Genomic DNA, 13,848 nt, shown 5'->3' on the forward strand with positions numbered 1-13,848 from the left:
GATACGCTTTTACGCACAGATTTCGCCATACGTAAGTATCCAAGCTACGCGGGGGCTTGGCCCCTCCCGCGACCGGACTTTCACCGGCTAGAAGATGCGTGCTTAGCTGGGCACGCGCGATCTTAAAAAGCCTTGGCCCGATGTGTATCGGACCAAGGCTTTGCTTGGATAACCCTTATTGATTTTCCTCGATCGATTCATCCGGCAAAGTCATCTCGTTTGGGTTCCCTTCAAGCTGCCGTTCCAGGTGAGTTGCCAAGTCGGACAACAACTGTTCGGATTGCTCGTCCGTCAGCGTACCTTCCTGGGTAGCAGCTTCGATTGCGGCGGCAACGGCGATTGTCAATTCATCCAACAATGCTTCTTTGTCCATGCCGGCTTCTTCGGCAATCTCGAGAAGCGTCATGCCGCTATCCAGGGATGTCATTATCTCATCTTCGTCAAGCCCGACAATGTCAGCAGTTAAAGTAATGATATCGTAGACCGGCTGTCCCATCGGGCCGCCTGGTGCTTGAACGTCTGGCGATGCGTTTGGTTCGTCGGTTGTTGCATCTGTTTCCTCGGTTATTGCATCCGATTCGTCCGTTGTTGCATCTGTTTCCTCGGTTATTGCATCCGATTCGTCGGTTGTTGCATCTGTTTCCTCGGTTATTGCATCCGATTCGTCTGTTGTTGCATCTGTTTCCTCGGTTGTTGCGTCCGAATCGTCGGTTGTTGCCGATTCCTCGGTCGATGCGTCCGATCCTGCAGTTTTGCCCAGCCTTGCGAACAAGTCGTTCAGTATTTCTTGCAGCTTGTCCGTTTGCGACTCCGTCTGTTGTCCTTCTTCTGCATTACCGCCAAAAAACATATCAGAAGCGGAGAGAAGCTCGTCCAAGAAACTTGCTCCGCCCATTCCATCCTCCGCTATCTTCATTGCTTGATTGGTATCGTTCGAATCATTGAGCGCAGCTGCGTATGCTGTTGAGTTCGAGCTTCCCGCATATCCTGCACCTAAAACGATTGACGTCGCGATACTCCCAATTACAATTTTCTTACTCAGTGTGTTCATCGATAACTTCCACCTTTCAGCTTGTTTTTTATTACGTAAATAAGGATAACGCAGTTTTCTTAAGTGAAACTTAAATCGGAGGATGGTAAAAAGTCCCCGTCACTGCTTCGCAAGCAGGACGGGGACTTTAATGGTTATGGCGTCAGAAAATCCGCTTTGACCAGCAAACGCATGATCATGACGGCGCCTTCCGCCCTCGATGCGTTCGTGGTCGGGCTGAGCGTCGTGTTCGTCTTGCCGTTGATGATGCCGAGATAAATCGCCTGCGCTACGTTCGTCTTCGCGTAAGAGCTTACTTTGCTCTTATCCGAGAAGCCTTGCAGGTAGGAGTCGGTCGAGTTCGGCAGCGACACCGATAGACCCGCCACCTTCGCCGCTCGCATCAGCATCGTCGCCATATCCTGACGAGTAATGGAATCGTTTGGCTTGAAGGATGTGCCGCTTACGCCGTTAACGATGCCAGCGGCCGAAGCTGCTCCGATGTAGGCGCCCATCACCGTATCCTTATTGACGTCCTTGAACTTGGCCGCTGCCGTCCTGTCGCCGGTCAGGCCTAGTCCTTTCGCGATGTAAGTCGCGAACTCGCCCCGCGTGATGGCCTTATCGGGATCGTATTTCGATACCGTATGTCCTTCCACGATGAACTTTCGCGCCATCATCTGCACCGTGCCTGCCGCCCAATGCGTGCCCATGTCGCTGAAGGAGGACGTGTTCTTGACCAGCGCGTAAGCGCTATTGCCCTTGCGCTTGAAGGTAGCCCGCGTTACGCCGTTCTCCGTTTTGAACGTCGTCGGTACATAGGAGAGCGTGCCTGTCACAGGATCCAGCCACACGGCCGCGGATTGCCCCGTGTTCACGCTTGACGACGTTTTGAGCGTCCGGGATACGTATCCGCTGAAGTTCGTCAGGGGCGCCTTCGTAGCGCCGTTCACGACGAACGTCTCGAAGCTGACCGGACCTTCGATAACTTGCGCCTTGGACGAGTTAAGCGCGGTCGACAAGGATGATGTTTTGTTATTCGCGCCTTGGTCGATCGCGATCAATAGGTGGTTGGAGATTCCGTTGCCGCCGGCCATGGCGGACAGCTCGGCGAAGTTCAGCGTTCGTAGCGAAAGCTCGAACGTCGCGCCGTTATGATCGACCGCGAACGTGACGTCTCCGCCTTGTTTGCTGGCCATCTCAAGCGCGATCAAGTTGATTGCCACAATCGCGGCGCGTTCGCTGTCCGGCACCTTGAACGCAATCCGCGGGCTGGCGATACCCGCGTTCCGCGAAGTCGTAACCGCCGCAATAAATTTGTCGTTATTGACCGTATAACGATTGGCGGTTACCCCTGCCGGGGACGTGTCTGTCGAGATGCTGGCCCCCGTATATTTGATAGCGATGCCGCCGCCTTCAGACGCTTCATAGTCACCCGTCAGCGTGTCGAGCAAGGTTGTTTGGTTCGCAACGTTGGCGTTCGTGAAGCCGCTCACCGATTGCCCTCCGAGCGTCACTAAGCCTGACGTATTTGCAAAGTAGGATATCGTAGCCGATTCTCCTACATTCGCAGGCGTCGTTAACGTAAGGATGACCGATTGCCCCGAGATTTGAACATTGGAGACGGCTCTAACCATCTCCTTGACCCGGACGAGAAATAGGCTGCTCGCCGGTACGATAGTTGGATTGAGCGGTTCGTTAAAGCTAAGCGTCAAGGTCTGGCCTTTAAGAATGGCGCCCTTCATCGTACCGGGTTGCCCCGTCCCCGTACCCGTGCCGCTGTTTGCGGCGATGTTCGTGAACGAAGCGGCCGCGTTGCCTTTATAGTCCGTGACCGTATTGCTCGTGCCGATATACGAGACCCGAATGTTCTGGCCTGTCGTAACGCTTGCGGTCAAGGTCAAGAATACGGTATCGCCCGAAAGAATGACGTTGCTGACCGATCTCGTACTGCCATCTGCCGTTATGCTGTACTGGTAGGTAGCCGGCGCGGTGCTTAAGCTGAGCGCTTCATTGTATTTGATCGATACTAACGTCCCGCTCGCCGTAATGTTCAAGACGTTCGGAGACAAATTATCTCCCGCTCCCCCGCCGGTTCCGCTGCCGTTCAAGGTATAATTGCTGAACGCGCCCACCGTATTGCCCGACACGCCGATGAGCGGGTAGCTGATCGGACTGTAGGATACGCGCACGGTCTGGCCGGTGGTCATCGACGCGTTCACCGTCATTTGGATGACGTTGCCGCTATGCCAGATGGACGTCGGGCTATAATTGTTGCCCCCAACGTTGACCGTGAACTGCGTATAAGCATACGTACTCACCGTCATCAGCGCCTCGCTGAAGTTTAGGACGACCGTACTGCCGTATGCGGAACCACTGGTGACGACCGGAGCCGTACTCGTCGATCCGTTCGATACTTCCATGTTCGAGATCGTGGCCGCCTGATTGCCGGATACGTCTTGCACAAGACCCGTCGCGGGCCTCGTATAGGATAAAATGACCTTTTGATTGCTGCCGGCGGAGCTGGCCAGCGTCAGAACGACCATATTGCCTTCGACTTTGACCGCGGTTACGTTGCGCGGGGCCCCTGCTACCGTAACGTAGTAGCTTGCAGGGGAAGGCTTTAGATCCGGGTTCAGCGGTTCATTGTAAATCAAACGAATGATCGACCCGCTGACTTCGGACTTGGAGACGGTCGGCGCCGTCGTATCGCCACCCATCGTTAAGAACGTCCATTGGTAGGTGTTCTGGATGCCGATGAAAGAGTTGCCAACCAAGTCGAGTACCGCATTTTCTTCAATATTGACGTAGTAGTTAGTATTGGCTGCTAACGGTTGGCTCGGCGTAATGATGATCCGCTTGTTATTCGCCGGGTCGACGCCAAACGTTCCCGCTACCGTTGGCGCGGAGCTATTCGCGCTGGCCGGGTAGAACGCGATGCCGCCCGGTCCTGTCATGATCGGCTTGTCGAAAATAGCCGAAAATTGCGATTGCACCGGCACAGCCGTCGATCCGTTCGCCGGGCTTAACGACTGGAGCATCGGACGTACGCCGTCCTGCGTAATCGTAAACGTCCAACCCGTCGCGCTCGAAATGCCGCTGTAGAAATTGCCCGCACCGTCTCTGATTGCGCGATTCCCGATCGTCACGTAGTATCGCGTATTGTTCACGAATGACTTAGCCGGGTCGGATGACGAAATGTATTTGTTCGGATCCACGATTAGCTGCTTCGTGCCGCCGCCCGTCACGCGCGCCGACGTGATCGGGATCGAGCGGAACAACGTGCCGCCGACGGATTGGCGAATCTCGATATTCCCGCTGTTCGGGTACACTTCTTCGTTGAACGTTAACGTAAGCAGCGTGCTCATGCCGCTTGCCGTCCCGTTATACGTCGGCGTCACGCCCGTTAAGACCGGCGCCGTCACATCGTTGCCGTACCCCGTCGTGAAATTCCAGATCGTAGCCGCCGAGATGCCGTAGAACCATTCCGCCGTGTTCGGACTCGGACGGGTAAAGGCTCCAGGATCAATGACGATATAATAGGCCGTGCTTGCCGCCAGATTCGACACCGGGTCGATCGTTGCAGTCGTATTGCCGTTGCTCAGCGTGACGCGTGAAGAGTTCGCCTGAATGCGCTCCACGACCGAGTTGTCGCTGACGCGGCGAATTTCGATGTATTTGGTGCTGCTGCCCGCCTGTATCGGCTGATCGAAACGAATGGTCAGATTCATGTCGATCGGCACAAGCGTGGCATCGTCCGCAGGCGTGAATGGCAAGGAGCTTGCCAGGTTCACTGGCGCCGAAGCGGTCGAGAACGACCAGGACATGCCGGCGAACGTATTGCCCGATGCATCCTGGAAGTTGTCGCTTGCGATCGTTGCCGTATACGTGGTATTCGGGAGCAAAGCTCCTTCGGGAACGATCGTCATCGTGTTCGTGCCGCTGCCCGTCACGTTGCCCGACGTCACGGGGATGTACCGCGTGTCGTCGGCCGAGCTTAACGTAATGAAGCCGGCTGCCGCATAAACCGGCTCGCTAAATGTCAGCGAGATCGGCGAAGTGATGGCATGCGTGCCGCCCTCTGGCGAACGAGTCGTATAGGTCGGTCTTACATTATCCTCAGTCAGAACGGTTCGGAAATTCCATCTGGTCGCATTTTGAATGCCTGCATAAGCTGCGCTGTTCGACACATTGACGAAAGCTCCCGCATCGATCAGCACATAATAGGCCGTGTTCAGCTCGAACTTATTACTCGTTGCGCTTAGCGATGGATTGATTGTCACTTCGCTAGGATTAGAATAGTTAACAGACACTTGACCCGACGTCGCGCTAATGGTTTCGACCAAGCTATTGTTGGATGATTTGTATATGGAAATAAAAGCGGTAGAAGAGCCGGCTCTTACCGGTTCATCGAACGTTAGGACAAGATTGGCACCGAGCGGCACCTCCGTCAAGTTATCCGCGGGCGACAAGCTCACCTCGACGGGACCTCCGGGAGCGGCCGTAACGGAAGAAACGCGATTCGTCCATCCCGAGGCAGGCAAGCTTAACTGCATCAGCAAGGCAAAGGAAAGGAACAGGGACAGCTTGCGGGTTTGATTCATTTTCGTCATTCACTCCTTAAGCAAATACACTCGTACCCTATTTGTCGGTTTTTGAGCTTGAAAAATTTAGGTTAACGACAAAAAACGCCGTTCTCCCGTTATGGAACATAACGGAAAGAACGACGTTTAGGTTGCGATTCGTATATACGATCTAAGGAGCTAATGCATTAACCGATCTTAAGCGATTACGCCTGCTTCGGCTTTCAGCTTCTCGGCTTTGTCAACGCGCTCCCAAGGAAGATCAACGTCCGTGCGGCCGAAGTGGCCGTATGCAGCGGTTTGGGCGTAGATTGGGCGGCGAAGGTCAAGCATTTTGATAATGCCTGCCGGACGAAGATCGAAGTTGCTCGTGATCAGTTCAACAAGCGTTTCTTCGGATACTTTGCCAGTGCCGTAAGTGTCAACGTTGATGGAAACCGGCTTCGCAACGCCGATCGCGTAAGCAAGCTGGATTTCACATTTTTCGGCCAGACCCGCCGCAACGATGTTTTTCGCCACGTAGCGTGCCGCGTAAGCCGCGGAACGGTCAACCTTCGTTGGATCCTTGCCGGAGAACGCGCCGCCGCCATGGCGAGCGTAGCCGCCGTACGTGTCGACGATGATTTTGCGGCCTGTCAGACCCGCGTCGCCTTGTGGTCCGCCGATAACGAAACGGCCAGTCGGGTTGATGAAATATTTCGTTTGCTCATCCAGCCATTCCGTAGGAACAACCGGCTTGATGACATGCTCCATGATATCCTGTTGGATTTGCTCCAAAGTGATTTCTTCCGCATGCTGCGTGGAAACAACGATCGTGTCGACGCGAACCGGCTTGCCGTCCACGTATTCGATCGTAACTTGCGTCTTGCCGTCCGGACGCAGGTAGCCCAGCGTGTCGTTCTTGCGAACTTCCGCCAAGCGGCGAGCGATGCGGTGCGACAACGCGATTGGAAGAGGCATAAGCTCAGGCGTTTCGTTCGTCGCGAAACCGAACATCAGGCCCTGGTCGCCAGCGCCGATATCTTCGTTTTCTTGTTTCATATCTTTGCCTTCACGCGTCTCAAGAGCTGCGTTAACGCCTTGGGCGATATCCGCGGACTGCTCGTTCAGCGATGTCAGAACAGCGCAAGTCGTGGAGTCGAAGCCGTACTTCGCACGTGTGTAGCCGATTTCTTTGATCGTCTTGCGAGCAATCGCCGAAATATCGATATAATCCGCGCGGCTGGAAATTTCGCCGATGACAAGCACGAGGCCAGTCGCAACAGAAACTTCGCAAGCTACGCGAGCGTTAGGGTCAGCTTCCAAGAATGCATCCAATACCGCGTCAGAAATCTGATCGCAAATTTTATCCGGATGGCCTTCCGTTACTGATTCCGATGTGAATAAGTGGCGTCCTTTTACCGACATCCGTATCAACCTCCTACAAACCTTAGTATTCAATAAGTGCTTTTGTTTTACACAAAAAATGAACCTTTTCCGCGAAGGAAAAGGTTGTTAGACAACTCTTCTTCTAAAAAAACATGATACCGAAAATGTCGCTTAGTGTCAATGGAAGCCGGACTTGCCAATTAATGTTCGGAACCACAAAATCTTAAAGCGTAAAGCCTCCGCCCATCACTTGTTCCGCTTGCGCGACTAACCTTCTTGTTATTTCTCCGCCAACGGAACCCGCTTGCCGCGTCGACAGCGACGACCATTGAACGCTTCCCGCACTTCCGCCGCTATGGGCTCCCAACTCACCGGCAAACTCGGTGTCTGCACCGGCGCCGCTATAACCACCGCTTACAAGACCGAATTCGGCAGCGATCTCATATTTCATTTGGTTCAATGCGGATTTACACTGTGGAACTACAACTTTATTGGAACGACTCATGGCTTACACCTCCGTATGAAATGAGATTACGACCTTATTGTGCTTCCTATAACTACGGCTCAAGCGTATAACCTTTTGTCATTGCGCGCAGATTATGTCATGAGTGGAAGGCAATAAGAGGTCGGTCATCGTCATGATCCAGTAACAAAAAAACTGCCACGCTCTTTAATTGAACGTGACAGTTCCTTTATTTTCCGAATTATTGAATCACATAAGGCCCTTTAACAATTAACGTAAGCGGAATGATCTCATCAGGATGACCTTTAATGCCGCGACCGTCGCGAGGGAACCATATTAAGTGGTTCGTCGGCACATCCTTGCCGCTCTTAATGTCTACACCGCCGGTCAAATCCGAAATCCCATTCGTGTCCGAGCTATAAGCAATGGCCATGCCCACGCGAACGACAACTTCCGTTCCTGCTTTGGCCATCAACGTCTTACCCATCGGCAGTTCAACGACTTCAAGCTTCACGGCCGAACCGCTGCCCGATCCGTTCTGTCCGCCTTCAGAACCGGTTCCACCGTTGTTGCCGCCCGAACCATTATCACCTGTTCCGCCGTTCAGCAACTTCGCGATCTGCTCGTCGACGTAGCTCTTCGTCACGATGGGATCTTCGATCGTACCAGGTGTAACGGCATTCGAATTCGCCTCAAGCGGATTCCCGACAACCATCCCGACCCACACGCCTGCCGCAATCACGACTGCCGCGCCGGCAAGCTTCCATACCTTTTGTTTCACTACGAAGTCTCCTCCTTATCTAGTACTCTGTTTCAAGAATACTAGAATCACCGCGGTTTTACTAGCTTAAGAGGATGTAATAAACCATTCTAGTCGTTTTGAAGCCAACAATCTCTTATGTTTATCAACGGCATCATAGATGTTTAATGTGTAGTTTGTGAATTTCGGGATATTAACGAACAAATTAGGATCTTCAATAATAATCTCTTGTCGAGAATTCCTGGTTACGACAAGATCTTCGCCTATTTTGAAAGTTTTTTCGTATCGCTTACCGTTGTCATCTACTAACTCTAAGATGATATCATGGCTAGTCAAGTCTTTCTGTGAAGACTCGGAAATTTCCATAGCATAATTAAAATTAAGAACAATTCTTCTTTCGTCTAGGATACTTGCTAGAACTCTATTAAAGCTCAACTTGTATGGATTTAGCTCTAGGTTCTCGAATGTTGTTGCAGGCGCTATAGATGTATAATCTAATTTTGTAATAGAAGGATGTAGATACGCTGTTGCTTTGTCTGTTGGATTAGCAAATTTAGATTCAACAATCCCCTCACCTAAAATAAGTTCAAAATCATCATACCCCACATTTTTCGGGATCAACGTATATGCATACGTGCTAACTTTCCCGAACGGATTGATCAAATCTGCGGTAGATCCAATAATTGCAGGGAAAACCATTCCCGCTTTGTTCCGGAAATATCCCACCCAGGAGTTCAGCTGATCAACACGGCTGCCTTTGTTCGTTAGTTCAAGATCAACATAAACCATGCTTGTATTCTGACCTTCATAGATCTTTATTCCTTTTGCCGTTATATCCGATTTTTTATCTTCTCTTTGCGATAAGATCGTGCTGCCTAATTTATAGCTTTTTGGTGTTTTGATCGCATTTGTGCCTGCAAACGTTCCAATATGAATCGCATTTTCCGCAACTTTTTCGTTTACTTTAATTTCAACTTTTGAGAACTCTTGCAGGTAAGGGATTTTTGTTAGTACTAGATACTTAGCCGTTTCACCCTTGCTTAATGTGATTTTGTTATTCGTTTTTATAAGTTGTACTTGCTCTTTTAACAATACGCCGTCCAAATAGACACTGGCCGTTAATTCAGGTGCAGGAAGACTAGTTGTCGTAGTCATTGTATTAGATACCTGTATTTCAGCTTGAATAAGATCTTCATTGTTCCATGGATTTCTATATAATTGATCGATCGTAACTTGATAGGATCCTTGCGTGTTTTTATAATCGACCTTTTTACCGAATGCTGTATTTTCTGTTACTTGATTTGAAGCGGTAACCGCATGTTTACCAAGCAATCGTTTGACATCCTTATTATTGACTTTAATCGTTTCATACACATACAATGTACCCTTATTAGTTGTTTCAGAGGAAGGAATTTCAACCGAAACATCCACAGACTTATTAATTCCCGGATTGATGGAAATAGTCCCAGCCGCATCCTTTACTTCCATTGGGTAAGTTGCACCGCTTGCCGAAGTGTATTCAAATGAAAGTGCAGGCAGAATCACATTTTTTTTGCCGGTATTTAATAACTGATACTCTATGGTGAAACGATTTAATTTATTCGAAATCGATGTGGTTACAACCTCATCTGGTTTTCCTTCCACGATCTGCGTTCCAGAATTTATCTTAATAACTGCAGTTTCCTTCAAATCCTCGGCTTTTGCTTTTATTTCATGATTAACTATAGGCAGTCCATAGGCCATGGTTTCCGTTTGTTGTACCCAAACAAGCTTAGCACCAGTCAATGATACAGAAGCGGGAATAGTTGCGCTAAGAAGAAAATCCTTTTTTTCGCGTGCAGCTACGGATTCGGTAGCTAGATCATATTCAATCGGATAAATTAAACCTTCAGCAGTCTTAATTACAAACTTCGTATTTGCAAACTTGACAGGAAGAGTTCCGTTATTGACAATTTGCCAAGTAAAAGAAACATGCTGTAATTCGCTGTCTTTCGCTAAAATACCGTTAGTCAGTTTCGTTGTTACCAATTGATTATTCCACTTATATTGTTGGGTCTGACCATAAGGCGTCACATTGTTATAGTTTTTAGGAATCGAAATTAATCCAACTCTTCTTTCGTAAGTGGATACACTGAAGTCCCACTTAATAACTTCAACATTGAGATCAGACAACTTCGTATTTTCATCTATTTCAGCGTAGTATGTAAAATCACGATTTGATTGTGCTGGAATAACTTCTTTCACATTAGCGTCGGCCGCTTTTATTTTAAAGTTCGAACCGCTTTTATTTTTTACTTTAAACCAATAATCGATAAGATCAACCGTCCTGCTTTCGCCATTATAAACGGTAATGGTAAAGACAAAGGCACGACCTTTTTCTCCTTCTACAATATCGGCAGATTTTAACTTCAAATAGCTTTTCCCCGTCAAATAGACCGCATTAAGTTTTGTAGGCGAAAAGTGACTTGCGGCTGGCGCAGCTTGTGCTGCTAGTACATTTGTTGGTACCGTAACGCTAGATGTGGCAATAAGAGTACCTACCACTACACCAATAGCCATGCGACGAAACATGCTGTTCACTCCCTTTTTACTTCTATTATCCATATAGACGTAATTAAGTATAGCAATGTTTCGTGAACGACTCATGAACAAAAAAAGAAATCCCCCGGAGGGGATTTCTTTTTAATCATGTTTAATTATGGTGCAGGAGGAGCAGTTACAGTTACTTCAACCGTTACCGATTGAGTACCGGAAGATACGTTAACTTTCCAAGTACCAACAGCGTTAAATGTTACAGCGCGGTCAGTGTCAAGCGCTACTGCGCCAGCTTGGTCAGTTACGAAGATTGCAGTTGCTGGGCCATTAGCAGCACCATCAGCAGCAACTCCGTATTGGTCTTTCGCTTCGAACCAAAGCGTTGCGTTTTTAGCAAGAACGTCAGCAATAGCTGTGCCAGTTGTAACTGTTACTTTAGTAACTGCATCGTCGTTCTTCTTAGCTGTAATAGAAGCAACAACTGGAGCAGCTTTGGAAACTGTTACGTCAGCAGTTTGAACAACTACTTCGCCGTTTTGCTTAGCAAGGTAGAGGTTGATTTTAACAGTGCCTTCTTTGTCCGTTACACCAGCGACTTTCCAAACACCGCCATCTGTGTCGTTAACAACCAGAGTGGAAGAGTCAGCAGAAGAAGCCGTTTGGATTACGCCGGATTGCAGAGCAACTTTAGCGCCGCTAGCATCTTTACCTACTACTTTGATTTCTTTTGCGTATTTGCTTGTAGTCAAGCCTGCAGCTTTTGCAGCAACTGTACCCAGAGCTTCAACTTCGTAAGTCAGAGCAGCGTCGGACTTAACGGAAGCAAGGTCAACAGTAGCAGTGTCAAGCAGACCAGTTGTTGTATTGTTGTTAGCTACATAAGCTGCAGCATTAGTAGCTGTATCAAACAATTTGAAAGTTACTTTCGTAGCTTTGTCATGGTCAGCAGCAGTCAATGTGATACCAGTATCTTTAATAGCTGTTACAGAGTAAGCTGTGTCTACAACAGTACCGAAGTTTGCGTTGTCAGCTTCAACAACAACAACAGTAGCAGCGCCTGCTGTATATGCGTTACCGTATTGATCAGTGAAAGTGCCTTTCAGCGTGATCGCTGCGCCTTTAACTGCTTTAGTAACACCGGAAGCTACGTTGATTGCAGCCGCGTACTTAGCGTCAACTACAGTCAGGGAAACATTTGCATTGTTGGAGTTAGCTTTTACAGTTACTAGCAGCAATGCAGTTCCCTTAGTAGCGCCAGGGCTTGTTACTTGTACATAAGCCTTGTCGCCATCTTTAACTACGGAACCAACTTGGAATACGCCTGTGTTTCCGGAAGTGATAACAAGCTCAGCAGCCGCTTTATCGGCAATTTCTTGTGCAGTCAGAGCATTGCCATACTGGTCATTAGCTTGGATTTCAACTTTGTAGTTAGCTTGGCCAAGACCAAATTGGTCAGCTGGAGCTACCAGGCTAACAGAACTAATGGATTTCTGGCCATTTACAGCAAATTCAATCTTGCTGGATTTGCCAGTTGCATTAACAATCACTTGAATAGAAAGAGTTTTAGGACCATTGAATTGAGCGATATCGAATTGAAGTTTCTTCTTGTCTCCAGTCAACTCAATATTCGAAATTTCATCACTCTTAATGAATGTCAAACCAGCAAAACTTGCATCAGTCAGGTCAACTGTGTTGCCATACTGATCTTTTGCAACGTATGGAAGTTTGATATCCGATTTATTGGACTCAAGAGTTTTTCCTGCTTCTACTTCAGGAGTGCTTAGTGTTACTTCTGCAACATGCTTAGCAAGTTGAACAGCAACTGTTTTTGTAGCAGATTTAGCAAATTTCAGATCAACTACAGTCAGGTTCAGAGAAGTTGTAGTGCTAGGCACGCCTGCAATTGTAACTTTTCCGCTTGCAGGAGTTCCAGCAACACCAACTGTGGAAGTCGCAGTCAGCGAACCAGCTACACCAGCACTTACTTCTTCACCGTATTGGTTAAGAAGTTTGTATGCCACTTCTACATCGTTAGTCCCTGCAATCGCAGCAGTGCGGTAACCATTTTCTTCTACCGATACAGTCTCGATACGCTCAGCAGTAGTGGAGAATGTAGCAACATCCTTACCAGCAGCGAATCCCAAGCCACTTACTGTTGCTGTGTAATCGCCAGCAGCAAGTGCGATGCTTGTTTCAAGAGTAGCAGCAGTTTTCGCTTCATTGAAAGTAACTTTAGAAACGTTAACTACTGTTGCGCCTCTTTTCAGAGAGAAAGTAGCTTTAGTCGTGTCAACAGCAGAGTTGAATTTAACTTCAACTTTTTTCACGCCAACTGCTGCAGCGGAGGAAACTTGGCTAGCAACTTCTACCAACCCGAGTTTTTGCTCAAGCGTTACGCCTGGCTCAACTTCAGTTTTCAGAGCGCCAACGATTGCAACGTAAGTTTCGCCACGAAGCGGAACTGCGTCGAAATCAGTGTCTTCTGGTGCAAGACCAGCTTCAACTGCTACTTCGTCAACTTGGTCGTACTCAACGTCTTGACCAAGAGCGCGAAGGATCAGCAGGTAGAAGTCGCGAGTTTCGAGTTCGTCGCCGAAGCCGAATTCTGTTGCGCTTTTACCTTGTACCAGACCTACTTCTACTGCCCAGGAGATGTAACCATCGTAGTTAGCGTCAGTTACGTCTTCGAATTCATGCGTTTTTTCAGCGTCTTTTGCTTCGTCTTCAGCGCCGAACAGGCGGGACAGAAGAACGACTGCGTCTTGACGTTTCCAAGTTTGGTCTTCTTTCAGGTCGCCGTCAGCGTTACCCAAAATAACACCAAGCTCGTTCAAATATTCACCAGCAGTTGGTTCTTCTGCTGCGGATACTACAGTTGCGAACATGGAGAATACCATTGCGATCGCAACTAACAGGGATAAACTTTTCTTCATAACCTTTTTTTCTCCTCCTCTAAATTGCTTCGGTTGTTGAGAGTTTTGTAGAGATAATGAATTGCTCGTTTCCCTCATAGCCGATTCACCCCCTTCCCAGAGTTGAGCATAAATTTGTATAAATGATGTCTACGGACATGGTTAACCCTATGTAAGCCGATGTCGTAGAAACTTGT

The 13,848-nt window shown here is 48.8% G+C and carries 7 protein-coding genes; all 7 read right to left on the reverse strand.

What is annotated here, in order from left to right:
* Positions 1 to 175: 175 nt before the first annotated feature.
* Positions 176 to 895 (reverse strand): hypothetical protein, encoded by a 720-nt coding sequence (locus tag RB620_RS15895; RefSeq protein WP_308095894.1) that lies wholly within the window; start codon positions 893 to 895, stop codon positions 176 to 178.
* A 290-nt stretch (positions 896 to 1,185) separates the two neighbouring features.
* Positions 1,186 to 5,643: an Ig-like domain-containing protein gene (locus tag RB620_RS15900; protein WP_308095896.1), complete on the reverse strand. Its 4,458-nt coding sequence runs from the start codon at positions 5,641 to 5,643 to the stop codon at positions 1,186 to 1,188.
* 168 nt (positions 5,644 to 5,811) lie between these two features.
* Entirely contained in the window at positions 5,812 to 7,020 is a 1,209-nt protein-coding gene (metK, locus tag RB620_RS15905) for a methionine adenosyltransferase (protein WP_308095897.1), read from the reverse strand.
* A 184-nt stretch (positions 7,021 to 7,204) separates the two neighbouring features.
* Positions 7,205 to 7,486 carry an alpha/beta-type small acid-soluble spore protein gene (locus RB620_RS15910; protein ID WP_308095899.1) on the reverse strand — a complete coding sequence of 94 codons (282 nt, stop codon included), beginning with the start codon at positions 7,484 to 7,486 and terminating at the stop codon, positions 7,205 to 7,207.
* A 199-nt stretch (positions 7,487 to 7,685) separates the two neighbouring features.
* Positions 7,686 to 8,225, reverse strand: coding sequence for a hypothetical protein (locus RB620_RS15915; RefSeq protein WP_308095901.1), 540 nt, complete (start codon positions 8,223 to 8,225; stop codon positions 7,686 to 7,688).
* Between the two features lie 66 nt (positions 8,226 to 8,291).
* On the reverse strand, positions 8,292 to 10,775 hold the full coding sequence (locus tag RB620_RS15920) for a hypothetical protein (RefSeq protein ID WP_308095903.1): 2,484 nt from the start codon (positions 10,773 to 10,775) through the stop codon (positions 8,292 to 8,294).
* A gap of 125 nt (positions 10,776 to 10,900) precedes the next feature.
* On the reverse strand, positions 10,901 to 13,750 hold the full coding sequence (locus tag RB620_RS15925) for a hypothetical protein (RefSeq protein WP_308095904.1): 2,850 nt from the start codon (positions 13,748 to 13,750) through the stop codon (positions 10,901 to 10,903).
* Positions 13,751 to 13,848 lie beyond the last annotated feature (98 nt).

Source organism: Paenibacillus sp. LHD-117 (assembly GCF_030929555.1).
In the GTDB taxonomy this organism is placed as follows: Bacteria; Bacillota; Bacilli; order Paenibacillales; family Paenibacillaceae; genus Pristimantibacillus.

Bases quoted from the DNA above. Each gene is read 5' to 3' on its own strand.
- RB620_RS15895 (WP_308095894.1), bottom strand. From the start codon at position 895: ATGGGCGGAGCAAGTTTCTTGGACGAGCTTCTCTCCGCTTCTGATATG.
- RB620_RS15900 (WP_308095896.1), bottom strand. From the start codon at position 5,643: ATGACGAAAATGAATCAAACCCGCAAGCTGTCCCTGTTCCTTTCCTTT.
- metK (WP_308095897.1), bottom strand. From the start codon at position 7,020: ATGTCGGTAAAAGGACGCCACTTATTCACATCGGAATCAGTAACGGAA.
- RB620_RS15910 (WP_308095899.1), bottom strand. From the start codon at position 7,486: ATGAGTCGTTCCAATAAAGTTGTAGTTCCACAGTGTAAATCCGCATTG.
- RB620_RS15920 (WP_308095903.1), bottom strand. From the start codon at position 10,775: ATGTTTCGTCGCATGGCTATTGGTGTAGTGGTAGGTACTCTTATTGCC.
- RB620_RS15925 (WP_308095904.1), bottom strand. From the start codon at position 13,750: ATGAGGGAAACGAGCAATTCATTATCTCTACAAAACTCTCAACAACCG.